Below are 23,555 nucleotides of genomic sequence, written 5' to 3'. Positions count from 1 at the left end.
GCGGTATGGCCCACCCGAGGAGGGCGCGATGACAGAATTCCGGCTGAGCGCAACCAGTCCGGGTTCCGGCATCCGCTCGACCCTCAGAAACGCCCGCGTTGTCGGTTCCGACGGCTCTGGTGTCGATATCGTGATCGAAGACGCCCGGATCGCCGACATCCGTCCCGCTGGTTCGACGGCTCAGGAGGGGGAACTCACGGAGCTCGATGGCCGGTGGGTGCTGCCAGGCCTCTGGGATCACCACGTTCACTTCACGCAGGTAGCCCTGGCCTCCCGACGGCTCGACCTGACGGCGAGCGACTCAGCCGCATCGGTGCTCGACCTCGTCAGCGGCTATGTCGCCGCTGCCCTCCCGACGGTGCGTCCCGACGACATCCTCGTCGGCTCCGGTTTCCGTGACGCTCTGTGGCCGGATGCCGCTGAGCTCGAGGCGTTCGACCGGATCTCCCATGGCCGCCGGGTTGTGCTGATCGGAGCAGACCTGCACTGTGTGTGGCTGAACAGCGCCGCCCTCGCGCAGTTCGGGCACGCGGGTCACCCCACCGGGCTGCTGCGCGAGGAGGACGCCTTCGCCGTGAGCCAGGGACTCGGCGCTGATGATCTCGTCGTCGATGGCTGGGCGCGAGACACGGCCGCTGCGGCGGCTGCACGCGGAGTGGTCGGGGTGGTCGACTTTGAAATGGCGTGGAATCTCGAGGTGTGGAAGCGTCGGGCCCAGGCCGGGGCAACCGCGCTCCGGGTGCGGTTCGGTATCTACCCCGGCGACCTCGACCGCGCGCTCACCGAGCGGCTCGCGACCGGGCAGGTCGTGCCGCACACCCACGGCCTCGTCGAGGTCGGCTCGCTCAAGGTCATCACCGACGGGTCCCTGAACACGAGGACCGCGTACTGCGACGATCACTACGACGGACTCGCTGGTCAATCGGACGCACACGGTGTGCTGACGGTCCCCGAGGCAGAACTCACCGAGCTGATGCGTCGCGCAACGGCCGGTGGCCTGAGCAGCGCGATTCACGCCATCGGTGACCGCGCAAACTCGCTCGCACTCGACGCCTTTGCCGCGACGGGCGCGACAGGGTCCATCGAACACGCACAACTGCTTCGCGACACCGATGTTGCGAGGTTCGCCGAGCTCGGCGTTACGGCGAGTGTTCAGCCCGAGCACGCCATGGACGATCGCGACGCTGCGGAGAAGCTGTGGCCGGGGCGCACGCGCCGCGCATTTGTCCTCCGTGCCCTGCTCGATCACGGTGCAACCATCGCCCTGGGTTCGGATGCGCCCGTCGCGCCACTCGATCCGTGGGTGGCCATTTCTGCAGCGGTGGGGCGGTCGAGGGACGACCGCGCGCCGTGGCATCCGGAACAGTCGATTGGTGTCGCCGAGGCGCTCGCGGCGACCACCCGCACGCCGAACGAGGCGGTAGCGGCCGGGCGGGTCGCTGACCTCGCCATCGTCGACAGGAACCCGCTTACCTCAACTCCGGAAGAACTGAGGCGGATGCCCGTCGCTGCGACGATCCTCAACGGCCGGTTCACGCACTCGGTGCTCTAGAACCCATCCGGCTGTACCCGCTGGCGCAACACAAAAGAGGGCCGCCCGAAGGCGACCCTCTTTCGAAGAGAGCGGGGAACCGGCGCTACCTGGCGACGTGGGCGACGAGGAACCAGCGGTCCTTTTCAAGGCCGCGGGAAACCTCGACGGCGATGTCCTGGCTGGTGAGGTCGATGGCGTCGAGCTCGTCAACCGCGGTCTTCACCGTGGTGAGCGTTGCGTCGATCTGCGCCACGAATTCGGCGATGGTGGTCTCCGACTGCTGGAAACCAGCGGTCAGCTCGCCGGTGGTGGTCTTGGCGGCGACGGTGGACAGGCGTGCGTCCACAGGAAGGCCCAATGCGACGATGCGCTCTGCTGCGCTGTCTGCCCAGTCCTGGGCGTGCGCGACGATGGTGTCGAGGAGCTCGTGGACCCCGATGAAGTTCGCTCCGCGAACGTGCCAGTGCGCCTGCTTGCCGTTGACGACGAGGGCGGTGAGGTCGATAACGACCGGGGTCAGGAACTGTGCGACGCCTGCGGCGACGTCGGGGCTGACGGAGGTCTGTGAGACGGTTGCGGTGGTTTCTGCCATGGTGTTCCCCTTTGCTTGTGCGCTGAAAGTGGTGCGCTCTGGATGCAACGGTACTCAGGCTCAGGCATTCCGCAAGCAAGCCAAGGCTCGTCTAACTCAGGGATCAGAGGGGGTTTACCCCGGTCGGAATCGGGACGATGCCGGATGTTGTGAGAGCTCGCTCTCACGAGGCTTGATGCATGACCTCCCGTTCTTCCGCTTCTCCGGCGCGACCACGCCGCGGAGCACTTCTCAGCCTCATCATCGCCATCCCCGTCCTGCTCATCGCCGGGTGCGCAGCCCTTGCCGTCTTCGGGTCGGCGGGGGTGTTCGCCGCTGCGAAAGTGAACACCATCGGTTCGGTGTCGTTCGCGAATGCACTCGCGGTTCCTCCGCTCGCCCCGTCGCGCCTCGAGTCCGACGGCACGCGCGTTTTCGAGCTCGAACCGCAGGAAGGGTCGACGAGTTTCCGACCGGGAACGACGACCACCACCCGCGGGTACAACGGCAACCATCTCGGTCCGACCCTCGTTGCTGCCCGCGGCGAGAAAGTGCGGGTGGATGTAACGAATCGCCTGGACGATCGCACCACGGTGCACTGGCACGGCATGCACCTGCCCCCGGCCATGGACGGAGGACCACACCAGCCGATCGAGCCCGATGCGACCTGGTCGCCCGAGTGGGTCATTGACCAGCCAGCCGCGACACTCTGGTACCACCCGCATCCGCACGGTGAGACCGACAACCAGGTCACGGCGGGACTTGCCGGGCTCTTTTACCTTCGGGACGACGCCGAGGCGGCGCTTGCGCTCCCGCGCACGTACGGAGTCGACGACGTTCCCGTCATTGTGCAGGACACTCCCATCGATGACGACGGAGAGATCCGAAACGAAGATCGCGGGTTCGTTGGAGCCCTCGGCCGGGATCTGATCGTCAACGGAACGCCAGGTCCATACCTCGACGTCGAGACGACATCCGTGCGGCTCCGCCTCCTCAACGCCTCGACAGCGCGGACATACAACTTCGGGTTCGATGACAGGAGGGACTTCGCGCAGATCGGTTCGGACGGAGGACTCCTCGCCGAACCGAATCGCACCTCAGCCGTGCGGTTGTCGCCGGGGGAACGGGCGGAAATCGTGGTCGATATCGTGCCAGGCGAGCGTGTGGCGCTACGGTCGACAGAACCCGACCTCGGCATGCTGCCGGTCCTCGCTGGCCAGAACGGTGGTGCTGACCGGTTCGACGTGCTCGAGTTGCGCGCCGCGGCCACGCTGCGTCCCTCCGCGGCGGTTCCGGACGCGCTGGTCCCCGTTGACCGGATCCAGGCGTCGGATGCTGTAACCACGCGGACATTCAGACTCGACGGGTTCACCATCAACGGTCAGAGCATGGACATGGACCGCATCGATGAGGTGGTCACGGTCGGCTCCACCGAGGAGTGGGTGGTTACCAACGGCATGACGATGCCGCACAACTTCCACGTGCACGACGTTCAGTTCCAGGTGGCATCCGTCGACGGGAAGGAACCAGGGCCCGAACTCGCCGGCTGGAAAGACACGATCTATCTCGCACCACAGGTCGAGTACCGGCTTCTGTTGCGCTTCGAGGACTACGCCGATTCGGACGTTCCCTACATGTACCACTGCCATCTGCTGTGGCACGAGGACAACGGGATGATGGGCCAGTTTCTCGTCGTCGAGCCGGGCGAACAGCGCGATCTCCCCGGAGCACCGACCTCACCGAAGCACGATCAACACCCGGACGGGTATGGCCCACGGCAGACTGAAGGAACCGGCCATGATCACTGATGTTGCAGACGCAGACGGATCCGACGCCGCGAACTAACGCAGTGACCGGATGCTCCGTGCAACGGCCTGAAGATCACGAATCCGTTTCTCGTATGTTGCCGCGAGGACAATGAGGATGACGCCACCGATGCCCGCCCACAGCCACCAGGGGATGGCCCCGTAGAGTCCCGAAATCCACGGCCAGAGCTGTGCGAGACCGTGGACGACGAGCACAGCGGCCCCGATCAGTGTCGGTGCACTGAGCTTGAGAGCCAGCCCGATTCCGAACACGACGAGTGCCGCGACGCCGAGAGCGACAACGCGCCACAGCTCGTTGCTCGCGAAATCGGCGAAGAGCGACGGAACCAGGAGAAGGATCAGGCCAGCACCGAGGTGCGGCCATGAGCGGGCCGCCGGGTCGGCGCTCAGACGCACGGCGCCAACCGCAATCAGGGCGACCGCGATCGGCACCGTCGCCGTTTCGAACGGGTCGGCGAGGCCGACGGTCATCGCCGATGCTGCGACGATCACCGCGGCTCCGAGTGCCGTCCAGCGAATGATCTCCGACCGTGCGGCTCCCAGCGACGCGGCGACGAAGAGGGCGCTGGCGAGCAGCAGCGTGAGCAGGAACCGCCAGAACTCTGCCTCTCCGGCCAGGATCGACTCCGCGAGTGGGAGTGCGAGGACAACGGGGGCCGCGGCGACGGCGAGTGTGCCGAGGATGTGGGGAACCCGGCGGCGGTACAGCCAGAGCGCACCGCCGACCGCAAGGCCAGCCGCGGCGACCTCGTTCTCCCATCCGCCCGGGGTGCGCGTCGAGTCGACGACCGGGAGGACGAGGGTGAGGAGCAGCATCGTGACCACGCCGGTGAACCACACCACGACAGCAACGCGGGTCGCGGCCCAGACGGGCGGCAGGAACGGGCCAGCCAGAAGCAACAGGATGGCGGCGCCAAGCGTGATGGCCATGCGAACGGGCTCATCGGTGCCCGAGGCTGCGGCGCTCGGGAGCAGCGCAACCGCGAGCGCCGCACCGAAGAGGACGGTCCGGGGTGAACTGACTCTGTCGGTGACAGGCTCGCGACGGATCACGATGAGGGCCAGGATCGCGAACAGGAGACCGGAGACCGGCAGGGTGTAGAACTCGACGACATCGACGTCGTTTCTCGCGAGGCCAAGCCACAACGAACCCACTGCGAGCGGGAGACCTGCCCACGCCACGTGGCGGCGGAGCGAACGACCAGCGAAGACTCCGCCGTCGCCACTCGCGATGATCACTGCGGCGACCGCGAGCAGAAGGAGCGCGAGCCAGCCGAGTCTCTCGCTGCCGACCGCGCGCGGGACGAGGAACGCGGCCACGAGAACGACGGGGACGTCCCAACAGGCCCGTGCGATCCTCGCCGGGTCGTTCAGGATTCCTGCAAGAGTCGCTGCCGCCGAATTGTGCGTCGGCCGGAAGACCGCGAGAGCCAGAGCGGCGAGGACGACGATTGCCGAGGAGACGGCCACCGGAGTCACTGCGTCGTCGATCTGGTCCCAGAGGACAGCAACGAACCCGAGGGCGGTGACCGGTGCTGCCGCAGCAGCCACGTACCGTTCAGGCCACGCAGCGACGCGACGGGGGAACTGCCAGAGGATGGTGACACCCGCCGCAATCCCCGAGGCGATGAGGAACGGAGTGGCGTCGGCGGAGATGCGGGCGGCCAGCCAGAGGAGGCCCGCGAAGGTCGCGAGGCCGCCGATGGACACGGCGACGGCGGACTCCGCGCGGGTGAGAAGCCCTGGCGCAAAGAGGACGGTCAGGACGATTACGGCGGCGCAGACGACCAGGGCCAGGGCGGGAGCGGCCGGCGCACTCGTGGCTTCCGTGACCGTCTGGTACCAGGAGGGAGCGAGCAGGACGCTGCCGAGCAGAACCCCGAGTCCGCTGGCGACGACGACCGGCGTTGTTGCGCTGGCCACGGTGTGAGGGGCCGTGTGGTGCACGACCCGGTGGAGGACAACGAGAACCGCCAGCGTCGCGATCACCGCGAAGGGGAAGGTAACGGTGCTCGTGAGGCCGACGACGAACACCCCGAAGGTGCCGAGAGCTGAGGTGATCGCGGCGACGAGCCGGTAGGGCCAGGCGATACGTCCTGATGCGGTCGCGGCAAGCGCTGCAACGGCGACGAGGAGGAGACCAGAGCCGCTCAGTGCCGGTGTGCCCAGGACGAGACACGCGCCGATGAGGCCGATGGCGCCGAGAGCCAGGGACGCCCAGCCGCTGCTCCGAAGGTGGCCAAGCAGCGCGAGTGCGGATGCTGTGAGCAGCGAGACAGCGATGAGCGCGACAGGTGCGGTCCACTCGGAGCCGGGCCCCGAACGCGCGAATGGTTCGAGCACACCGAGGCTGAACGGTCGGAGGGTAAGGATCGAGAGGAGGTGGAGGAGCGCACTCATCGCGGCCGGAGCGGCCAGCAGCGCTGTCGCGGCGAGGGGCACGGCCGTCGCGAGCCTCAGGAGCGATGCGCCGTCTGACGCGCGACCGAGCCGCGCGACGATGGCGAGAACGACAGCACCCATCGCTGTCGCGGTCACGGGAATCCAGAACAGGTCGCTGGGGCTGTTCGCCTCCAACAGGAGAGCGGGACCGATTGCCGCGATGCTCAAGCCGAGCCCGAGGGCGGCGAAGACCTGCCACGGTGTGCTCCGGAGCGCCGAGGTCACATCGGGACGCGGCTGCGACGCCGGTTGCGCGGCTGCGTTGTCGGCCGGTTCCTCGATGGGCGGTGCCCCCATGTCGGGGGCGACGCTGGGGTCGAGAACGCCAGGGGCGACGCCAGCCGGGTTGGTGCCGCCTGGGCCTGTCGGCCCGACGACCTGGAACTCGGACAGTGCGAGGTGGCCGAACCAAATCACCGCGATCACAGCGAGCGCGATAACCGCGCCACCGTCCAGATCGGGGAACCCGAACGAACCCGGAAGGATCGCCAGCCCGGCCGCGATGAACCCGAGCGCTCGCACCAGGCTGCACTCGAGCGCGCCGAGCGGAATCCAGCGCCATGCGAGGGCGGCAGCACCCACGGCCGCAAACGCCGCCCAGATCTGCTCGCTGGCGTCGACCGTGGTGAGAATGCCGATGGTGAGCGCGAAGACGGCGACCGGCCCGAGCAGCGCCGCGGAGATACTCAGCGACCGCAGCGGCAGCATCCGGAATCCCGCGGTGAGTGCCACAGCCAGCAGGCCCGTTGCGATGCCCGTGTACAACCAGCCGTCGAGCGTTGCCGAGCCGAACAGGTCATTGGCGCGAACGATCCAGATGTCGAGCAGGAGGAGCACGATGGCGAGCACGGCGATTCCCTGCGCGGTGCCCGAGAGCCTCCGCCGGTGCAGCAGCCAGGCAATGCCGAAGACGGCGATGCTTGCCGCTCCGGTCAGGATCGACCGGACTTCGAGGCTCGCGACGAGGTAGGCGAGAAGGACGAAGAAGATCGCCATGATCGAGACCAGGATGACGCCAACCGTCAGCATCAGTATCTGGATGCCCGAACGGCGCGGGCGGCCATCAGCGGTTGCACCCCCCGACGTCGGCGGGAGAGCTTGCGGCGGCAGTTGTGCGTGCAGCGCGCTCAGGGATGCTGGTTCTGTCGAGTGTGCGAGGGGAACAGAGGCGGCGGGGGACTGCGCACTCTGGTACAGCGCGCCCGGGTACTGCCCGACGTTTACCGGCTGCTGCTGGACCACCTGCGGTACAGGCGCGCTAGCCGCGAGCCGAAGCGCCTCGCGCTCAGCCTGCGAGGCGCGCATGCGATCGAGAAGATTCTGCCGTCTCGACTCAGCGGTCCGAACAGCGGTGCCCGCTTCGAGCACGCCGGCGGCCTCGGGGCCTGAGAGGTCGAGACCGCACACGTGGCACACAGGACCGGCGGAACCTGCCGGCACCGGTGTGGATGCCGAGAGAGCGGTGAAGCATGACGGGCACCGAGAGCTGTCTGTCAGGTATTCCGCGCGCTGCGGCCATACCGGTGTTCGACCGTTCAGTCCTCCACCGGGAACAGTGGGCTCAGTCGGAGGGTGCGGCTGGGGCACATGGCCCTGAGTCGAAGACATGGCCCGATTGTGGCAGAGGCTGTCGAGATGGGTGGGTACATTTGCGATCCGTGGACAGAACTGCCCATGTGGAGAAAATCCGGAGCGATAGTGTGACCCCATGACGAGTGACAGCAGCGCAACAGTCCTCCGGCTCACCGGGATCGAGGGGCCGACGATCGACGACACAGCCTTCATTGCGCCCGGTGCGCGCATCGTCGGTAACGTCACGCTCGGGCCGGCATCGAGCGTCTGGTACAACGCGGTTCTCCGCGGGGACTCGGCGTCGATCGAGATCGGCGATGGGAGCAACATCCAGGACGGGGTCGCCGTGCACGTGGATTCAGCATCGCCTGTTGTCATCGGCAAAGGGGTATCGGTCGGTCACAATGCCGTCGTGCACGGCTGCACGATTGGAGACACGGTGCTCGTTGGCATGGGCGCCGTCGTCCTCAGCGGAGCGGTGATCGGCGACGAGTGCCTGATCGCCGGGGGAGCGGTCGTGCTGTCGGGGGCGGTTATTCCACCGCGTTCGCTCGTCGCAGGGGTGCCGGGAAAGGTTCGACGCGAGCTGACCGATGACGAGATCGATGGCATCCGAAAGAATGCGGAGATCTATCTCGGGCACTCGAAACACCACGCGGAATCACTCGACGCGGGAGCGTGAGTGTCACTTAGCGCTGGCGTTGGCGGTTTTTCTTCGTCCAGCGCTTCTGTGAGGCCATTCCGGTACCGAGGCAGAGCGCCGACGCGGCCATGAGAAGGACTCCGGAGCCGAAGCGGCCCGTGGCGAGTGCGAGACCGGCAATCACGAAGAGCACGACGCCGGCGGCTGTCCACAGCGCGTAAGGCCGGAGCATCTTCATGGCTTCGCCTTCGTCGTGCGGGCGGAACGGATCATTGGAGGGGCTGACGAGAATCGAACTCGCATCATCTGTTTGGAAGACAGAGGCTTTACCACTAAGCTACAGCCCCGAATCCGGCGGATTTATGCCGGAATTACGGTATTCAGTTGGAGAACCATGCCGGCGAACCGGCACTCGAATATCGTAGTACACGTTTGGGGGTGGTGTGTGCACATGCACGGTGGACAGGATTGCCCGCCGTCCGTGCATTAGACTGTCCGAGGCCTTCCAACCGAGTTTTGTTATCGATTGGCTTGTCCATCACCGGTAGTAATACCGGGGCGTAGCTCAGCTTGGTAGAGCGCCCGGTTTGGGACCGGGAGGTCGCAGGTTCGAATCCTGTCGCCCCGACAATCCGAAACTCCTCAGATCGAGGAAAAATCCACAACACAGGAGAACACACCAACGTGAAATCCACGGTCGAACAGCTCAGCCCCACTCGCGTCAAGGTTGCCATCTCGGTGACACCCGAAGACCTGAAGCCGAGCATCACCCACGCCTACGGCCACATCGCCGAACAGGTCAACATCCCCGGATTCCGCAAGGGCAAGGTTCCCCCGGCAATCATCGACCAGCGCATGGGCAAGGGCGCTGTGCTCGAGCACGCCGTCAACGAGGGCCTCGACGGTTTCTACCGCGCCGCCATCGAAGAGCACGGCATCCGCACTCTGGGTCGCCCGGAGGCTGACATCGTCGAGTGGCCCAGCGACAAGGACTTCTCCGGAGACCTGAAGCTCGCCATCGAGGTTGACGTTCGTCCCGAGATCACTCTCCCGGCATACGACGACATCACCATCGAGGTCGACGCAGCCGAGGTTACCGACGCAGACGTTGAAGAAGAACTCAACAAGCTCCGCACCCGGTTCGGCACGCTCGTCACCGTTGACCGCCCAGCGGCAACCGGCGACTTCGTGCAGATCGACCTCGTTGCAACGATCAACGGCGAAGAGGTCGACACCGCTTCAGGTATCTCATACGAGGTCGGTTCCGGTGACCTCATCGAGGGCATCGACGAGGTCCTCGAGTCACTCACCGCCGGCGAGGTCACCACGTTCAGCGCACCGCTGCTCGGTGGAGACCACGAGGGCGAGACCGCTGAGATCACCGTCACCGTCGGAGCCGTCAAGGAGCGCGAGCTTCCTGCAGCCGACGACGACTTCGCGCAGATCGCCAGCGAGTTCGACACCATCGCCGAGCTGACCGAGAGCCTCAAGGAGCAGGCGGCTCGCCAGAAGGCGTTCGGCCAGGGCACCGAGGCTCGCACCAAGCTGCTCGAGAAGCTCGTCGAAATGGTTGAGATCCCCGTTCCGGAGAAGCTCGTCGAAGACGAGGTTCACCGTCACCTCGAGGGCGAAGGCCGACTCGAAGACGACGAGCACCGCGCAGAGGTCAAGACCTCGAGCGAGGCAACCTTCAAGCAGCAGATGCTTCTCGACACCATCGCTGAGGCCGAGAAGGTCCAGGTCAGCCAGGACGAGCTCACCCAGTACCTGATCCAGGGTGCCGCTCAGTACGGCATGGAGCCGGGCGAGTTCATCAAGGTTCTCGACGAGAACAACCAGATCCCGGCCATGGTCGGAGAGGTTGCCCGCAACAAGGCCCTCGCGGTTGTCCTCGGCAAGACCAAGGTCGTCGACACCGCCGGAAAGCCCGTTGACCTCACCGGGTTCATCCCGACCGACGAAGACGACGCTCCCGCTGACGAGACCGACGCGGCCGACGCTGTTGAGGCCGACGCTGTCGAAGCTGACGCTGCCGACGCTGAGACCGAAGAGGCTCCGGCTAAGAAGGCGAAGAAGGCCAAGAAGTAGTATCGCCGTGCGATAACGACGGATGCCCCGGAATTTTTTCCGGGGCATCCGTCGTTTTGTCGTGGGTGCGCTGTACGCACGCTCATGGCCCTCGGGATATCTGCCCACGGCGAACAGGGCAGAAGTGGCTTTGCACCTCCGATAGATTCGATTACACGCAACAACTGAAATGGAGCGCGACATGGCCGAACTGGCACTGCCGAACAGTGTTTTTGACCGACTGCTGAAGGATCGCATCATCTGGCTCGGCGCAGAAGTACGCGATGAGAACGCCAATGAGATCGCTGCGAAGCTGTTGCTGCTCGCGGCTGAAGACTCCAAGCGTGACATTTACCTCTACATCAACTCACCCGGTGGTTCCATCACCGCGGGCATGGCGATCTACGACACCATGCAGTTCGTCCCCAACGACATCGTCACGGTCGGTATCGGCATGGCGGCCTCGATGGGACAGCTTCTTCTGACGGCCGGAACCAAGGGCAAGCGCTACATCACGCCGAACGCCCGGGTGCTCCTGCACCAGCCGCACGGTGGCTTCGGTGGAACCGCGAGCGACATCCAGACGCAGGCTCAGCTCATCCTCGACATGAAGAAGCGCCTCGCTGAGATCACCGCAGCGCAGACCGGGAAGACCGTCGAGCAGATCAACGCCGACGGTGACCGTGACCGCTGGTTCACGGCACAGGAAGCCCTCGAGTACGGTTTCGTCGATCACATCCGCGAATCAGCAACGGACGTCGCCGGCGGCGGCGGCACCGAGGCGAGCTAAGCGCAGAGAGACAAAGGAAAAACTATGGACACCCCTACATTCCGCGCAGCGGGCAACCTTCCGCAGCAGGCGGCAGCGATGCCGAACTCGCGCTACATCCTCCCCAGCTTCGAGGAGCGCACGGCATACGGCTACAAGCGCCAGGACCCGTACGCGAAGCTCTTCGAGGACCGCATCATCTTCCTCGGCGTGCAGATCGACGACGCATCGGCGGATGACGTCATGGCGCAGCTGCTCGTGCTCGAGAGCATGGACCCTGACCGCGACATCGTCATGTACATCAACTCACCCGGTGGCTCGTTCACCGCGATGACGGCGATCTACGACACCATGCAGTACATCCGTCCGCACGTGCAGACTGTTGTTCTCGGCCAGGCCGCGTCAGCTGCCGCGGTGCTCACCGCTGCCGGCACGCCGGGTAAGCGACTCGCGCTGCCGAACGCCCGGATCCTCATCCACCAGCCGGCTGTCGGCCAGGCGGGCCAGGGGCAGGCATCCGACATCGAGATCCAGGCAGCGGAGATCCTCCGTATGCGTGTCTGGCTCGAGGAGACGCTGTCGCAGCTCTCGAACCGCTCGGTCGAGCAGGTCAACAAGGACATCGATCGCGACAAGATCCTCTCGGCCGCCGAGGCGCTCGAGTACGGTCTCATCGACCAGGTGCTCACGAGCCGCAAGAGCCTGCCGGCTCTCGTCAAGGGCGCGTAACACCGATCAACCACGAAGGTGGGATCCATGGAACACCATTGGATCCCACCTTTTTCGGTCTGCGGGTGGTCACGATTGTGACCCACCGCGCGCCGGATACACTCCGATGTCATATGTTCGGGTTAGGCTCGAGTACCGGATAGCCAGAAGAGGAGAAAAGCTGATGGCACGAATCGGTGAGAGCGCCGACCTGCTCAAGTGCTCCTTCTGTGGCAAGAGCCAGAAGCAGGTACAGCAGCTCATTGCTGGGCCAGGCGTCTACATCTGCGACGAGTGCGTCGAGCTCTGCAACGAGATCATCGAAGAGCGTCTCGCAGAGGCAGGCGAGGTCGCGGCGACGGAGTTCGAACTCCCGAAGCCCCGCGAGATCTTCAACTTCCTCGAGGAGTACGTCATCGGGCAGGAGCCGGCCAAGAAGGCGCTGTCTGTCGCGGTGTACAACCACTACAAGCGCACACGGGCACGGTCCACGCTCACCAGCGCCGACTCGATCAACGACGACATCGAGATCGCGAAAAGCAACATCCTGCTTATCGGCCCGACCGGCTGCGGCAAGACCTACCTCGCGCAGACTCTGGCGAAGCGGCTCAACGTGCCGTTCGCCGTCGCTGATGCAACCGCGCTGACCGAGGCCGGCTACGTCGGTGAAGATGTCGAGAACATCCTCCTCAAGCTCATCCAGGCCGCCGACTACGACGTCAAGCGAGCCGAGACCGGCATCATCTACATCGACGAGGTCGACAAGATCGCCCGCAAGGCCGAAAACCCGTCGATCACCCGCGACGTATCGGGCGAGGGCGTTCAGCAGGCCCTGCTCAAGATTCTCGAGGGCACGGTCGCTTCGGTTCCGCCGCAGGGTGGTCGCAAGCACCCGCACCAGGAGTTCATCCAGATCGACACCACTAACGTGCTGTTCATCGTCGCTGGAGCATTCGCCGGACTCGAGGAGATCATCTCGTCGCGAGCCGGGAAGAAGGGCATCGGTTTCGGCGCCCCGCTGCACTCCAAGGGCGACGACATGAACCTGTTCAGCGAGGTTCTGCCCGAAGACCTGCACAAGTTCGGTCTCATCCCCGAGTTCATCGGCCGTCTGCCGGTCGTCACGACCGTCACGCCGCTCGACCAGGACGCACTGATGCAGATCCTCACCGTGCCCAAGAACGCCCTGGTTCGCCAGTACCAGCGGATGTTCGAGATAGATGGCGTCGAGCTTGAGTTCGAGCGAAGCGCCCTCGAGGCGATCGCTGACCTCGCGGTGCTTCGCAAGACCGGTGCCCGAGGACTCCGAGCGATTCTCGAAGAGGTCCTCGGCCCCGTCATGTTCGAGGTTCCGTCGACCGAGGAGGTGGCGCGGGTGATCATCACTCGCGAATCCGTTCTCGAGAACGCGGCGCCGACGATTGTGCCCCACAAGCAGCGTCGCCAGGAGAAATCGGCCTGACCCGCGCCGTCGTTCCCGTGAACGGCGACCCCGGGCTGGCGAACTCAGCCCGGTGACCTCGCGGTCGCGCAGCATCCGTTTGCCAAAACTGGCTCGCTGACCCCGCCCAGACCGCGCTGGGTGAGCCTGTTTTGGCGAACCGGCGAGCCCGGCCGGCGTGCCCGGTGGGCGGGCTCGCCCGAGTGCGCGCCGGACAGGCAGCGGCCACGTCGTGCCTGAACCAACCCTTGGGCCGTCATGTGGACGAGAGTGCTCGTGAACCGGTCATAGGCTTGGACCATGGCAATTTCCGAGCGCTACACGCTGGGGCACCACGAAAGCGTGCTCCGCACGCACAGCTGGCGCACCGTCGACAACTCCGCTGCATATCTCGTGCCCTACCTCGTCCCCGGGGTCAGGGTGCTCGACGTCGGGAGCGGCCCAGGCACGATTACCCTCGATATCGCTGAGCGGATCGCACCGGGATCCGTTATCGGTATGGATGCGTCCGCTGACGTGTGTATTCAGGCCTCGACCCTTGCTCGGGACAGCAGTGTGATGAATGTGGACTTCGTTGTCGGCGATGCATACTCCCTCGATTTTCCGGATGACAGCTTCGATATCGTTCACGCCCATCAGGTGCTGCAGCACGTCGGTGACCCGGTTGCTGTGCTGCGCGAGATGCGGAGGGTTGTAAAGCCTGGCGGCATCGTCGCAGCCCGGGACGTCGTCTACGGGGCGGCGTCCTGGTATCCGCTCCTGCCCGGTCTCGACACCTGGATGCGGGTCTACCAGGCGCTGGCCAGATCGAACGCGGGAGAGCCGAACGCCGGACGTTCGCTCAAGGCATGGGCGATGGAGGCCGGCTTTACCGAGGTGGAGAGCGCAGCCTCGATCTGGTGCTTCTCGACGGATGCCGACCGGGACTGGTGGGGGAGCGCATGGGCGGATCGTGCGGTCGAATCGAGCTTCGCCACGCAGTCGATCGAAACGGGTGCGGCTACAGGGGCAGAGCTCGAGGAGATCTCGGCCGCGTGGAGAGAATGGGTTGCCGACGATCGCGGCTGGTACGCGATGCCGCACGGTGAGATACTCGCCCGGAAGTAGCAGAGGCGGTTCCTGACCGCCAGCCCTCCGTGCTCTGAACTGGCGGGTCTAGGGTGGCCCTCTGTGCCGAAGGGGTTATTCATGAGTCAGACATCGACGGGATCGACTCCCGACCGTTACGTGCGTTACCGCTGGTGGGGATTGCTCGCCATCAGCCTCGGCGTCGCCATCATCATCATGGACGCGACAATCGTTTCGGTCGCAATCCCTTCGATCGTCGATGACCTCGGGATTTCCAGCACGGAGATCCAGTGGGTACAGGAGATCTACACGCTGCTGTTCGCCGCGCTGCTCCTGACCTGGGGGCGCATCGCAGACCGGGTCGGGCGGCGTCGGATCATGCTCATCGGTGTCGTGATCTTCGTCGCGGCCAGCGTGCTCTGCGCCCTCGCCGACAACGGGGCTGTCCTCATCGCCGGTCGGGCTCTGCAGGGGCTCGGCGGATCGATGATTCTGCCAACGACGCTCGCGCTGCTCAACGCCAACTTCCAGGGCAGAGAGCGTGGTATCGCCTTCGCCGTGTGGGGGTCCACCATCGGTGGAATGGCCGCCGTAGGTCCGCTGCTGGGTGGGTGGCTCACCGAGAACGCGAGCTGGCGCTGGGCGTTCGGCATCAACGTGCCCGTCGGTGCGTTGATCATCGCGGGGTTGATCCTCTTCGTGGCCGAATCATCCGAGGCGGTGACCGGGGCGCTGCAGCGGCTCGACATCGGGGGAGCGCTGCTCTCCATCCTCGGTTTCGGTGCGCTCGTCTTCGGTCTGATCGAGGGGCGGAACTACGGCTGGTGGACCGCAACAGACGAGGCCCCGTTCGCGGTGGGTGACATCTCGCCGGTTCCATTCGCGTTCCTGCTCGCTGTCATCGCGTTGACCGCCTTCGTGCTCTGGGAGCGCGCCAGGACCAATGCGGGCAAGGGCGTCATCCTCGATCTCTCGCTGTTCAGCATCCCGTCATTCGCCAACGGCAATATCACCGCGCTGATCGTCAGTTTCGGCGAGTTCGGACTCATCCTGTCGCTGCCTCTCTGGTTCCAGAACGTGCTGGGATACACGGCATTTGAGGCCGGGCTCGCCCTCGTGCCGCTCGCAGCGGGGTCTTTCCTCGCGAGCGGTGCAGTGGCGGGGCTGTCGAAGCGACTCTCACCGATCGTTGTGGTGCGAATCGGGCTCGGTCTCGAGATCCTCGCGATCGCTGTGCTTGCGCTCCTGATCCGTCCCGACAGCACGGCCTGGCTGACATCCCCGATCCTCCTGGTCTATGGAATGGGCGTCGGGCTTGCCACGGCTCAGCTGACCAGTGTGGTCCTGGCCGATGTGCCCGTGGCGAGGAGCGGCCAGGGGTCCGCGACACAGAGCACCGCTCGGCAGACCGGCTCAGCGCTCGGGATCGCCGTGCTTGGCACCGCGTTCTTCACGACGCTCAAGACGGGCACGGAGAATCGGGTGGCGGATGCCGTCGCCGGCAATCCGATGCTCCAGTCGCTCGTTGACTCAGTGAACGCGAGTTCAGGGGGAAGCATCGCCTCGCTGGCGGCGAATGAGCAGACCGCGTTCATTGCGGATGCCGCGCGTGCAGCGATGACGGACGGTGCGTCACTCGCCGGCTGGATCGCCGCGGGTGCTCTGGTGGTCGGGCTGATCACGAGCCTGCGGATCAGGCCCGCTGCGGCCTCCGCCGGGGATATTTCCGCCGACGGCGCCGCTGCCGACGGGGCCAGCGGCACGGAGACTGCCCAGACGGGTGAGTCGAACTGACCGGTGAGAAGAACTGACCGTCTGGCACACCGCGCGGTCTGCGTAGCGAGCGCTTTGACAAACGGACCTGTCCGGAATCCGTCATATGTTGACCGCTGAGCGCTTTCGCGTTGGCACTCTGGGCACGCAGGATGGGTCCATGAATCGAGAAACCCGCACCGCACTGCTCGTCATCGACGCTCAGGAGTCTTTTCGCCAACGACCGGATGACTGGGCAAGGATGGCAAACCCATTCGTGTTCGACAACATCGCCCGGCTTGTGGCGCACGCACGCTCCGCCGGTCAGCTCGTTGTATGGGTAACCCACGCCGAGCCGGGGACAGGGGGCGTGTTTGATCCTGAGCTTGGGTTCGTTCGGGTCGTGGCGGAACTCGATCCCCTCGACAGCGAATTGCGCGTGACCAAGACCTCGGTCAATGCGTTCACGACGACGAACCTGCATCAGCAATTGGTGCAGCACGACGTTCGCAGGGTGGTCATCTGCGGGATCAGAACTGAACAGTGCTGCGAGACCACGGCACGCGTGGCAAGCGACCTGGGCTTCGAGGTGGAGTTTGTAACCGACGCCACCACGACCAGCGACATCGAGCCGGGCCCCGGTTACGCGGGCGTCTCCGCTGATGACCTCATCAGCCGGACTGCGAGCATCCTCGGCAGTCGCGAATTCGCCTCGATAGTCACGACGGAACAACTGGTGCATCCCACCGAGCAACTGACGGCATCTGCAGCGCGGTGAGGTTTGCGCGTCTCTTCAGATACAAACTAGAAGATATCTACGAATATACTGGAGAAGAATCTTTCCTAATATCGAATATCTTGGTATCATGAAGTATGGCAAAGGTGTCCGAGCAGATTCGAGAGGTCGCCCTTCGGGTGTGCGACCAGATCGCTCGGTATGAGGACGCCATCGAGGCGGTTGGTCGTGTGGCGGGGGATGCTGCGGGGCCGGAGCCGGAGCCGGCGGCTGGTCCTGAACCGGCGTCGGGGGCCCTGCAGGTTTCGGGCAGGGGCGGGTCTTCGTCCGCAGAGGTTTCGACCGGCATCACCGAGTTCGGTGGTGCCGGTTCGTCGTTTAAGCGGCCGCGGTTCGTGCCGGTGGAGCCAGAGCCGGAGGGCGCTGGGCTTGGTGCTGGCAGCAACAGCGGCGGAGTTGTTGCTGCGGGTGCAACTTCGGCGTCTGACGCTGGCCTGCCGTTATCTATGGTGTTGGAGCGGGCTGCGAACGCCGAGCTGGAGGAGTTGCTCCGCAATGCGGCGCGGGCGAAGTCGGAGCTTGATGCCGTGATTGCGGCCGGCGCTGGTGTCGCGGCGAAACGGTCGGCGCGTGACCTCGGTTACTCGGGGTGGGCGCAGTCGACGGGGGATCGCACGGCGGTGAACCTGGTGCAACGGTTGACCGGGTCGACCAAGTCCGAGGCGTTCCGGCAGGTGCGATTGGGTGAGGCAATGGGTGAGGCGGATGCCGCCACCCACCCGACGGGGTTCGGACCCGGCGCTGGTACCGATGCTGATGGGTCGGATGAGCCGTTGATCGATCTCGACGGTAACGTTCTGATCGACCCCGACCCCGACGCTGACCCGGACGTTGACCCTGACGCGGATGCTCGGGTGTCGTTGTTGCGTCCGGTTCCGGTGGTGCCGTGGCATGAACCGATCTCTCGGGCGGCGCGGGAGGGTGTGATCCGGTCCGAGGCAGTAACGATCATCATGCGCGGGCTCGGGCAACCGAACGACCGGGTGGGTGTGGAGATGTTGCGGGCGGCGGCGGTGGAGATCATCGCGGATGCTGCCGGGGTGAACGCTGACGAGCTCGGGGTGCGGGCGCGGCATTTGCGGGACCGGATTGATCCGGCCGGGGTGCAGTTGCGGTGGGATGAGCGGTACGCGAACCGGAAGTGGCGATTCGGCCGCAACGAGGACGGCACGAAGACGGCGTATGTGGCCTTCGACGAGGAAGGCGCCGCCTGGGTGGAATCGATCGTCGGTGCGGCTTTGCGGCCGCGGCGGGGCGGGCCGCGGATGGTGGACCCGGTCGAGGCGGAACGCGCCGAGAAACTCCGGGTAGACGAACGCAGTAACGACCAGATTGTGTACGACATTCTGATGGGTGCGATGCGGACCGGGGTGCAGGCCGACCCGACCACGACGTACGGGTCACGTCAACCCGGAATTCGGGTGGTGATGACCGAAACCAGCCTCGACAACCGTGCCACCGACAGTGAGGGCGCGGAGCACCTGGTCGGTACCGGGTATCTGGAAGACAGCAAGGATGCGTTTCCGGGCAGTGTGGTCGAGAAGCAGATCTGTATCTCCGGGATCTCACCGATCCTGATGGACACTTCTGGCACGATCCTCGACGTGGGCAGGGAGCAACGCTTGCACACCCGGAAGCAGCGGGTGGCGATGGCGGTCCGTGACGGTGGGTGCCGGATCGAGGGCTGCGAGTGTCCGCCGTCGATGACCGAAGCGCACCACATCAACGAATGGGCCGCCCACGATGGTTGCACCGACCTGGCTGACGGCATCCTGTTGTGTCCCTATCACCACACGTTGGTGCACACGTTTGGGTATCGGGTGGTCCGGATCGAGGGCGAGTATTACCTGATCCCCCCACCGGGGGAGAACGGTGAACGGATTCCGATCCGGATGCCATCGAAATCACCGTTGGAAAAGGAACGACTCCGCCTCGCCGGGATCAAGGCCGCGACCGACGCCGCTGACGCCGCAGCACGAGCCGCAGCCGGAAACGATGGTGGTGGCAGCGCTGGTGGCCGCGTGCATGACCCGGCCGGTGCCGATGGTGGCGGTGACGGGCCGAGCGGACCGGGTGGCCAGAGGCCAAGGGAGAACTCCGCCCACCTGTCGGCCCAACAGACCCGGACCGCGTAGTCGGGGGTCGCGGGGAGCTCAGCCCTCCCGCAAATTTAGCCAACCCTGACGGCCAGTGCCCTAGGCGTCATCCTCATCGTCATCGAGGGTCGGCTCGTCATACTGCCGAATCGTTGCCGAGTCGGTTGTCGAGTTGTACGTGATCACCGTTCCATCATCGAGTTCGACAACCGGCTTTCGCTCAAGCCACGTCAGAGTCCATCGCCACCCGGTGGTGGTGACATCCTCCGCACGGAGCTCGTCCTCAACAGTCCTGACCGCAGCGACGATGACCTCGGGAAGCCCCGCGGGCGGGGTGTCACCGATAGACCAGCGCGTACCGAGCTGCATGACGCTAGCCGTTGACCGAGCGGTCGTACGTGATCCAGTCGGTGCGGTCGGCAACCTTGCCACTGAGGCTCTGGGCCGCGTCATTGTCGGGAGCTGTCGCCCACCGAACGATCCCGGCACGCTCCGAACGAGCAATTTCAGTGACCCGGTCGAGCAGCGCAGACGCGATTCCCTTGCCGCGCGATTCGGGAGCGACGAACAGGTCGTCGATGTAGATGCCGGTTCCGCCCTCGAGCGGCCTCGGGAACGGCCGATAGTGGGCAAGGCCAACGAGTTTGCCGTCGTCATCCTGCACCACGAGGGCAGAAACGCCGTGCACTTTGTCTGAGATCCAGCTCCAGACGAGCAGGGCCTTCTCGTCGGGCACCTGAGCACCGTAGAACTCGCCATAGCTTGCAAACAGTGGCAGCCAGTCAAAGAAGTCGCGGTCGCGGACCGGACGGATTTCGATCGTCATAGTGTCTCCTCTAACTGTGGTTCGACGTCGGAACGTCGACCGGGGCAAACTCGACTCCGGTTACCGACAGTGTGTCGGCCGGGGTGAATGTGAGTCTAACGATACGTCCTACCGCCTTAAGGTCCCCTTCCGCATGAGCCAAAAGGCCTATCTGGTCCGGTGTGCCGGTGATGGTGGCTTCGTTCAACGTCGCCTTCTGCGAGGCCTTGGCGTCGGTTTTGGCACGACGGATGCTCGTGAGCGCCTGTCCTGCAAGCGCCAGCAGCTCAGGCGCACCGGCCGCGGTCAGCTCTTCGACGGTCGGCCAGGAAGCAGAGTGCACGGAGCCCTCGTTCCACCAGGACCATGCCTCGTCGACGGCAAACGGGATGAATGGAGCGAAGAGTCGGAGCAAAACGCTCAGTGCTTCACGGAGCGCCGCTACGGCAGACGCCTGTCCAGGGTGCTCAGCGTCGTACGCACGCTCCTTGACCAGCTCGAGGTAATCGTCGCAGAACGTCCAGAAGAAGGTCTCGGCGGTCTCGAGCGCTCGAGCGTGGTCGTACGACTCGAATGCGCTGGTCGCATCAGCGACAACCGTCCGGAGAGTCGCGAGCATACTCAGGTCAAGAGGCTCGGTCACGGCCGCATCCGCAGCCGATTCGAAGCTCAGGATGAACTTCGACGCGTTGAGCACCTTGATCGCGAGACGACGCCCGATTTTGATCTGGGTCGGGTTCTGCGGGTCGAAACCGGCATCCGTACCGAGGCGAGAAGATGCTGCCCAGTAGCGCACGGCATCCGAACCGTGCTTCTCCAGAATGTCGGCGGGCGTGACGACGTTGCCCTTCGACTTCGACATCTTCTTGCGGTCGGGGTCGAGGATCCAGCCGGACAGGGCAGCGTGCTCCCAGGGCTTTTCACCGTACTCGAGAACCGAACGGAGCATGGTCGAGAACAACCAGGTCCGAATGATGTCCTGGCCCTGCGGGCGCACCGAGTAGGGGAAGACAAGGTTCCAGAGCTCCGGGTCACGCTCCCAGCCGCCGGCGAGCTGCGGGGTGAGCGAGGAGGTCGCCCAGGTGTCCATCACGTCGAGCTCGCCGATGAAGCCACCGGGAGCATTGCGCTGTGATTCGTCGTAGCCGGGGGCGGTGTCGCTCGACGGGTCGACGGGCAGTGACTCTTCCGATGCAACGATCGGGGAGTCGTAGACCGGGTTGCCGTCGGCGTCCAGCGGGTACCAGATCGGGATCGAGACGCCGAAGAACCGCTGGCGTGAAATCAGCCAGTCACCGGTGAGTCCACCGACCCAGTTTTCGTAGCGCACCCGCATGAAGTCGGGGTGCCACTCGAGCTCCTTACCGAGCTCGATCAGGCGGGCACGAAGCTCCTCGTCGCGGGCACCGTTCTTGATGTACCACTGGCGGGTGGAGACGATCTCGAGCGGCTTGTCGCCCTTCTCGAAGAACTTCACCTGGTGCGTGATCGGCTTGGGGTCTCCGATGAGCTCACCTGACTCCTTGAGCAGGGCAACAACGGCCTGCTTGGCGCTGAAGACGGTCTTGCCGGCCAGTTCGCGGTACGCGGCCTGGCCTTCTTCGCTCGTGATGACATCCGGTGCTTCGCTGATGATGCGACCGTCGCGACCCATGATGGTGCGGTTGGGCAGGTCGAGTTCACGCCACCAGACGACGTCGGTGACGTCACCGAACGTACAGATCATCGCGATGCCCGCACCCTTGTCAGGCTGGGCGAGGTGGTGCGCGAGCACGGGCACATCGACACCGAACAACGGCGTCTTCACCGTTGTGCCGAAGTACTGCTGGTAGCGCTCGTCGTCGGGGTGCGCGACGAGGGCGACACACGCGGGGAGCAGCTCGGGCCGCGTGGTTTCGATCTCGATCGTGCCGCCGTCGGGCTTGGCGAAGGCGAGGCGGTGGTAGGCCGCTGGCTGCTCTTTGTCTTCGAGCTCGGCCTGGGCGACCGCGGTACGGAAGGTGACGTCCCACAGGGTGGGCGCCATGGCCTGGTAGGCCTCGCCACGCGCGACGTTGCGCACGAAGGCAAGCTGGCTCGACCGGATCGAGTCTGCACCGATCGTGCGGTACGACTGCTTCCAGTCCACCGAGAGGCCGAGGGTGCGCCACAGCTCTTCGAACTGCTTCTCGTCTTCGAGCGTCAGCTTCTCGCAGAGCTCGATGAAGTTGCGTCGTGAGATCGGAACCTGGTCGGCAGCCTTGGAGCTCTTGCCGTCTCCACCCTCGAACGGCGGCACGAAGTCGGCGTTGTAGGGGAGTGTCGGGTCACAGCGGACGCCGTAGTAGTTCTGCACGCGACGCTCGGTGGGGAGACCGTTGTCGTCCCAGCCCATCGGGTAGAAGACCTGCTTGCCGCGCATGCGCTGGAACCGGGCCACAACGTCGGTGTGGGTGTAGCTGAACACGTGCCCGATGTGCAGTGAACCGGATGCCGTCGGTGGAGGTGTGTCGATCGAGTACACACACTCGCGGCCACCGTCGAGAGCGGCTGAACGGTTGAAGCTGTAGGTGCCGCGGGACTCCCATTCCGGACCCCATTTCGCTTCGAGACCCTCGAGTGCGGGCTTGTCTGGAACGTGCGAGGTCATGGGTAACTCCGGTTCAATATGGGCGGCACCGTGTGTACGTGCCTGAGTGTCGGGGACTATCCATGGTAGCGGAGCCGGGGCAGCGCGAACGGCGAGGCCACCCCGAGGGCGACCCGAGGACGACCCGAGAGCGAGCCCGGCGGCGAGGGAAGCGGGCGGTCGTCAGAGCGATGCGTCGGCGTCGCGCGCGGTTCGGAGCGCCAGGACCCCCCGGTATGTCAGCGTCGCTGCGAGACCGACAAAGACGACACCGCTCACGTACTCGTACCAGTCGGTTGCGTTGCCGAACGTGAGTACTGAGAACATCAGCACAATGACCGCACCACAGAAAAAGACGGTCGCGATGCCGCGCGAGTGGACGGTGGGCTCGTGGGTGTCGCGACTGGTCATGGTGGAAGAATACCGCCTGCGCGGCAGGCAGGCACTCGTTTCCGTAGCGAACCGCAGCACAGCGGTTCAGAGGGTCAGGCGAGCTCGGTGACGAACCCGATCTTGTTGCCGTCGAGGTCTGTCAGTTCAAAGAAATCAACGACGCCCTCAATGTGCTGCAGCGGGGTCACCTCGAGCCCCAGGGTGACAAACGATTCTCGCTGCGCCGTGGCATCCGCGACACTGATGCTCACCGAGATGCCCTCGTTTCCTGCGAACTCGCTCGCCAGGGCAAGCTGTAGCCAGAAGGCGCCCAGGTCGAACTCGACGAGCCCTTCCATTGGTTCGAGGTCGGGCTCACCCAGTTCGAATGCCGTCTGGTACCAGGCGGTCGCTGCCCGAAGATCGCGGACCGGGATGCCGATGGTGACTGACTGAGGCTTCATACCGACACCGTAACGGCCGGA

General features: G+C 65.1%; 19 protein-coding genes and 2 tRNA genes. 12 read left to right on the top strand and 9 right to left on the bottom strand.

From position 1 onward, the window contains the following. Positions 1-28: 28 nt before the first annotated feature. Positions 29-1,552 (top strand): amidohydrolase, encoded by a 1,524-nt coding sequence (locus C3E77_RS08640; RefSeq protein WP_108391268.1) that lies wholly within the window; start codon positions 29-31, stop codon positions 1,550-1,552. Positions 1,553-1,637: 85 nt separating this feature from the next. Here C3E77_RS08640 and C3E77_RS08635 read toward each other — a convergent pair whose 3' ends face one another. Then, on the bottom strand, positions 1,638-2,126 hold the full coding sequence (locus C3E77_RS08635) for a Dps family protein (RefSeq protein ID WP_108391267.1): 489 nt from the start codon (positions 2,124-2,126) through the stop codon (positions 1,638-1,640). Between the two features lie 179 nt (positions 2,127-2,305). Here C3E77_RS08635 and C3E77_RS08630 point away from each other — a divergent pair, with 179 nt between their 5' ends. After that, a complete protein-coding gene (locus C3E77_RS08630; RefSeq protein WP_108391266.1) occupies positions 2,306-3,913 on the top strand; it encodes a multicopper oxidase family protein in 1,608 nt (535 codons plus the stop codon). 33 nt (positions 3,914-3,946) lie between these two features. On the opposite strand, the gene C3E77_RS08625 is transcribed toward C3E77_RS08630, so the two are convergent. Next, positions 3,947-7,981 carry an SCO7613 C-terminal domain-containing membrane protein gene (locus C3E77_RS08625; RefSeq protein WP_162924958.1) on the bottom strand — a complete coding sequence of 1,345 codons (4,035 nt, stop codon included), beginning with the start codon at positions 7,979-7,981 and terminating at the stop codon, positions 3,947-3,949. 100 nt (positions 7,982-8,081) lie between these two features. On the opposite strand from C3E77_RS08625, the gene C3E77_RS08620 reads away from it, so the two are divergent. Beyond that, positions 8,082-8,627: a gamma carbonic anhydrase family protein gene (locus C3E77_RS08620; protein WP_108391264.1), complete on the top strand. Its 546-nt coding sequence runs from the start codon at positions 8,082-8,084 to the stop codon at positions 8,625-8,627. Between the two features lie 7 nt (positions 8,628-8,634). Here C3E77_RS08620 and C3E77_RS08615 read toward each other — a convergent pair whose 3' ends face one another. Beyond that, complete coding sequence (locus C3E77_RS08615) at positions 8,635-8,826, bottom strand: hypothetical protein (protein ID WP_108391263.1); 192 nt, start codon at positions 8,824-8,826, stop codon at positions 8,635-8,637. Positions 8,827-8,861: 35 nt separating this feature from the next. Next, positions 8,862-8,935: transfer RNA gene (locus tag C3E77_RS08610), tRNA-Gly, on the bottom strand. Positions 8,936-9,142: 207 nt separating this feature from the next. On the opposite strand from C3E77_RS08610, the gene C3E77_RS08605 reads away from it, so the two are divergent. The 9 genes from C3E77_RS08605 to C3E77_RS08565 all read left to right on the top strand — a co-directional run bounded on the left by C3E77_RS08605 (position 9,143) and on the right by C3E77_RS08565 (position 19,324). Beyond that, positions 9,143-9,216 (top strand) — tRNA-Pro (locus C3E77_RS08605). Positions 9,217-9,272: 56 nt separating this feature from the next. Then, complete coding sequence (gene tig, locus C3E77_RS08600; RefSeq protein WP_158270247.1) at positions 9,273-10,676, top strand: trigger factor; 1,404 nt, start codon at positions 9,273-9,275, stop codon at positions 10,674-10,676. A 181-nt stretch (positions 10,677-10,857) separates the two neighbouring features. Further along, positions 10,858-11,445 (top strand): ATP-dependent Clp protease proteolytic subunit, encoded by a 588-nt coding sequence (locus tag C3E77_RS08595; protein ID WP_108391261.1) that lies wholly within the window; start codon positions 10,858-10,860, stop codon positions 11,443-11,445. A 24-nt stretch (positions 11,446-11,469) separates the two neighbouring features. Next, positions 11,470-12,153 carry an ATP-dependent Clp protease proteolytic subunit gene (locus C3E77_RS08590; protein WP_108391260.1) on the top strand — a complete coding sequence of 228 codons (684 nt, stop codon included), beginning with the start codon at positions 11,470-11,472 and terminating at the stop codon, positions 12,151-12,153. Between the two features lie 163 nt (positions 12,154-12,316). Continuing rightward, the gene (gene clpX, locus C3E77_RS08585; RefSeq protein WP_108391259.1) at positions 12,317-13,594 is read left to right on the top strand and encodes an ATP-dependent Clp protease ATP-binding subunit ClpX; all 1,278 of its coding nucleotides are present in this window, start codon (positions 12,317-12,319) and stop codon (positions 13,592-13,594) included. Between the two features lie 279 nt (positions 13,595-13,873). Continuing rightward, positions 13,874-14,680 (top strand): class I SAM-dependent methyltransferase, encoded by an 807-nt coding sequence (locus C3E77_RS08580; protein ID WP_108391258.1) that lies wholly within the window; start codon positions 13,874-13,876, stop codon positions 14,678-14,680. Positions 14,681-14,761: 81 nt separating this feature from the next. Then, positions 14,762-16,435 (top strand): DHA2 family efflux MFS transporter permease subunit, encoded by a 1,674-nt coding sequence (locus C3E77_RS08575; protein WP_108391257.1) that lies wholly within the window; start codon positions 14,762-14,764, stop codon positions 16,433-16,435. 139 nt (positions 16,436-16,574) lie between these two features. Then, positions 16,575-17,171: an isochorismatase family protein gene (locus tag C3E77_RS08570; protein WP_108391256.1), complete on the top strand. Its 597-nt coding sequence runs from the start codon at positions 16,575-16,577 to the stop codon at positions 17,169-17,171. A 95-nt stretch (positions 17,172-17,266) separates the two neighbouring features. Then, on the top strand, positions 17,267-19,324 hold the full coding sequence (locus C3E77_RS08565) for a DUF222 domain-containing protein (RefSeq protein WP_108391255.1): 2,058 nt from the start codon (positions 17,267-17,269) through the stop codon (positions 19,322-19,324). 60 nt (positions 19,325-19,384) lie between these two features. Here the strand turns inward: C3E77_RS08565 and C3E77_RS08560 are convergent, their stop codons facing one another. The 5 genes from C3E77_RS08560 to C3E77_RS08540 all read right to left on the bottom strand — a co-directional run bounded on the left by C3E77_RS08560 (position 19,385) and on the right by C3E77_RS08540 (position 23,534). Next, the gene (locus C3E77_RS08560; RefSeq protein WP_108391254.1) at positions 19,385-19,654 is read right to left on the bottom strand and encodes a hypothetical protein; all 270 of its coding nucleotides are present in this window, start codon (positions 19,652-19,654) and stop codon (positions 19,385-19,387) included. Positions 19,655-19,658: 4 nt separating this feature from the next. After that, the gene (locus tag C3E77_RS08555; protein ID WP_108391253.1) at positions 19,659-20,111 is read right to left on the bottom strand and encodes a GNAT family N-acetyltransferase; all 453 of its coding nucleotides are present in this window, start codon (positions 20,109-20,111) and stop codon (positions 19,659-19,661) included. A gap of 10 nt (positions 20,112-20,121) precedes the next feature. Next, on the bottom strand, positions 20,122-22,719 hold the full coding sequence (gene valS, locus C3E77_RS08550) for a valine--tRNA ligase (protein ID WP_108391252.1): 2,598 nt from the start codon (positions 22,717-22,719) through the stop codon (positions 20,122-20,124). 162 nt (positions 22,720-22,881) lie between these two features. Next, positions 22,882-23,109, bottom strand: a complete 228-nt coding sequence (locus tag C3E77_RS08545) for a hypothetical protein (protein ID WP_108391251.1) — start codon at positions 23,107-23,109, stop codon at positions 22,882-22,884. A 74-nt stretch (positions 23,110-23,183) separates the two neighbouring features. Beyond that, positions 23,184-23,534, bottom strand: a complete 351-nt coding sequence (locus C3E77_RS08540; protein WP_108391250.1) for a VOC family protein — start codon at positions 23,532-23,534, stop codon at positions 23,184-23,186. Positions 23,535-23,555: the final 21 nt, after the last annotated feature.

Origin of the sequence: Mycetocola zhujimingii (assembly GCF_003065425.1) — a bacterium.
Taxonomy (GTDB): Bacteria; Actinomycetota; Actinomycetes; order Actinomycetales; family Microbacteriaceae; genus Mycetocola_A; species Mycetocola_A zhujimingii.
The sequence above is the reverse complement of the archived record's forward strand: the minus strand, read 5'-3'. Positions and strand labels throughout refer to the sequence as shown.

What these genes read in the sequence shown, in the direction of transcription:
- C3E77_RS08640 (WP_108391268.1), top strand. Translation starts at nt 29, where the DNA reads ATGACAGAATTCCGGCTGAGCGCAACCAGTCCGGGTTCCGGCATCCGC.
- C3E77_RS08635 (WP_108391267.1), bottom strand. Translation starts at nt 2,126, where the DNA reads ATGGCAGAAACCACCGCAACCGTCTCACAGACCTCCGTCAGCCCCGAC.
- C3E77_RS08630 (WP_108391266.1), top strand. Translation starts at nt 2,306, where the DNA reads ATGACCTCCCGTTCTTCCGCTTCTCCGGCGCGACCACGCCGCGGAGCA.
- C3E77_RS08625 (WP_162924958.1), bottom strand. Translation starts at nt 7,981, where the DNA reads ATGTCTTCGACTCAGGGCCATGTGCCCCAGCCGCACCCTCCGACTGAG.
- C3E77_RS08620 (WP_108391264.1), top strand. Translation starts at nt 8,082, where the DNA reads ATGACGAGTGACAGCAGCGCAACAGTCCTCCGGCTCACCGGGATCGAG.
- C3E77_RS08615 (WP_108391263.1), bottom strand. Translation starts at nt 8,826, where the DNA reads ATGAAGATGCTCCGGCCTTACGCGCTGTGGACAGCCGCCGGCGTCGTG.
- C3E77_RS08595 (WP_108391261.1), top strand. Translation starts at nt 10,858, where the DNA reads ATGGCCGAACTGGCACTGCCGAACAGTGTTTTTGACCGACTGCTGAAG.
- C3E77_RS08590 (WP_108391260.1), top strand. Translation starts at nt 11,470, where the DNA reads ATGGACACCCCTACATTCCGCGCAGCGGGCAACCTTCCGCAGCAGGCG.
- clpX (WP_108391259.1), top strand. Translation starts at nt 12,317, where the DNA reads ATGGCACGAATCGGTGAGAGCGCCGACCTGCTCAAGTGCTCCTTCTGT.
- C3E77_RS08580 (WP_108391258.1), top strand. Translation starts at nt 13,874, where the DNA reads ATGGCAATTTCCGAGCGCTACACGCTGGGGCACCACGAAAGCGTGCTC.
- C3E77_RS08575 (WP_108391257.1), top strand. Translation starts at nt 14,762, where the DNA reads ATGAGTCAGACATCGACGGGATCGACTCCCGACCGTTACGTGCGTTAC.
- C3E77_RS08570 (WP_108391256.1), top strand. Translation starts at nt 16,575, where the DNA reads ATGAATCGAGAAACCCGCACCGCACTGCTCGTCATCGACGCTCAGGAG.
- C3E77_RS08565 (WP_108391255.1), top strand. Translation starts at nt 17,267, where the DNA reads ATGGCAAAGGTGTCCGAGCAGATTCGAGAGGTCGCCCTTCGGGTGTGC.
- C3E77_RS08560 (WP_108391254.1), bottom strand. Translation starts at nt 19,654, where the DNA reads ATGCAGCTCGGTACGCGCTGGTCTATCGGTGACACCCCGCCCGCGGGG.
- C3E77_RS08555 (WP_108391253.1), bottom strand. Translation starts at nt 20,111, where the DNA reads ATGACGATCGAAATCCGTCCGGTCCGCGACCGCGACTTCTTTGACTGG.
- valS (WP_108391252.1), bottom strand. Translation starts at nt 22,719, where the DNA reads ATGACCTCGCACGTTCCAGACAAGCCCGCACTCGAGGGTCTCGAAGCG.
- C3E77_RS08545 (WP_108391251.1), bottom strand. Translation starts at nt 23,109, where the DNA reads ATGACCAGTCGCGACACCCACGAGCCCACCGTCCACTCGCGCGGCATC.
- C3E77_RS08540 (WP_108391250.1), bottom strand. Translation starts at nt 23,534, where the DNA reads ATGAAGCCTCAGTCAGTCACCATCGGCATCCCGGTCCGCGATCTTCGG.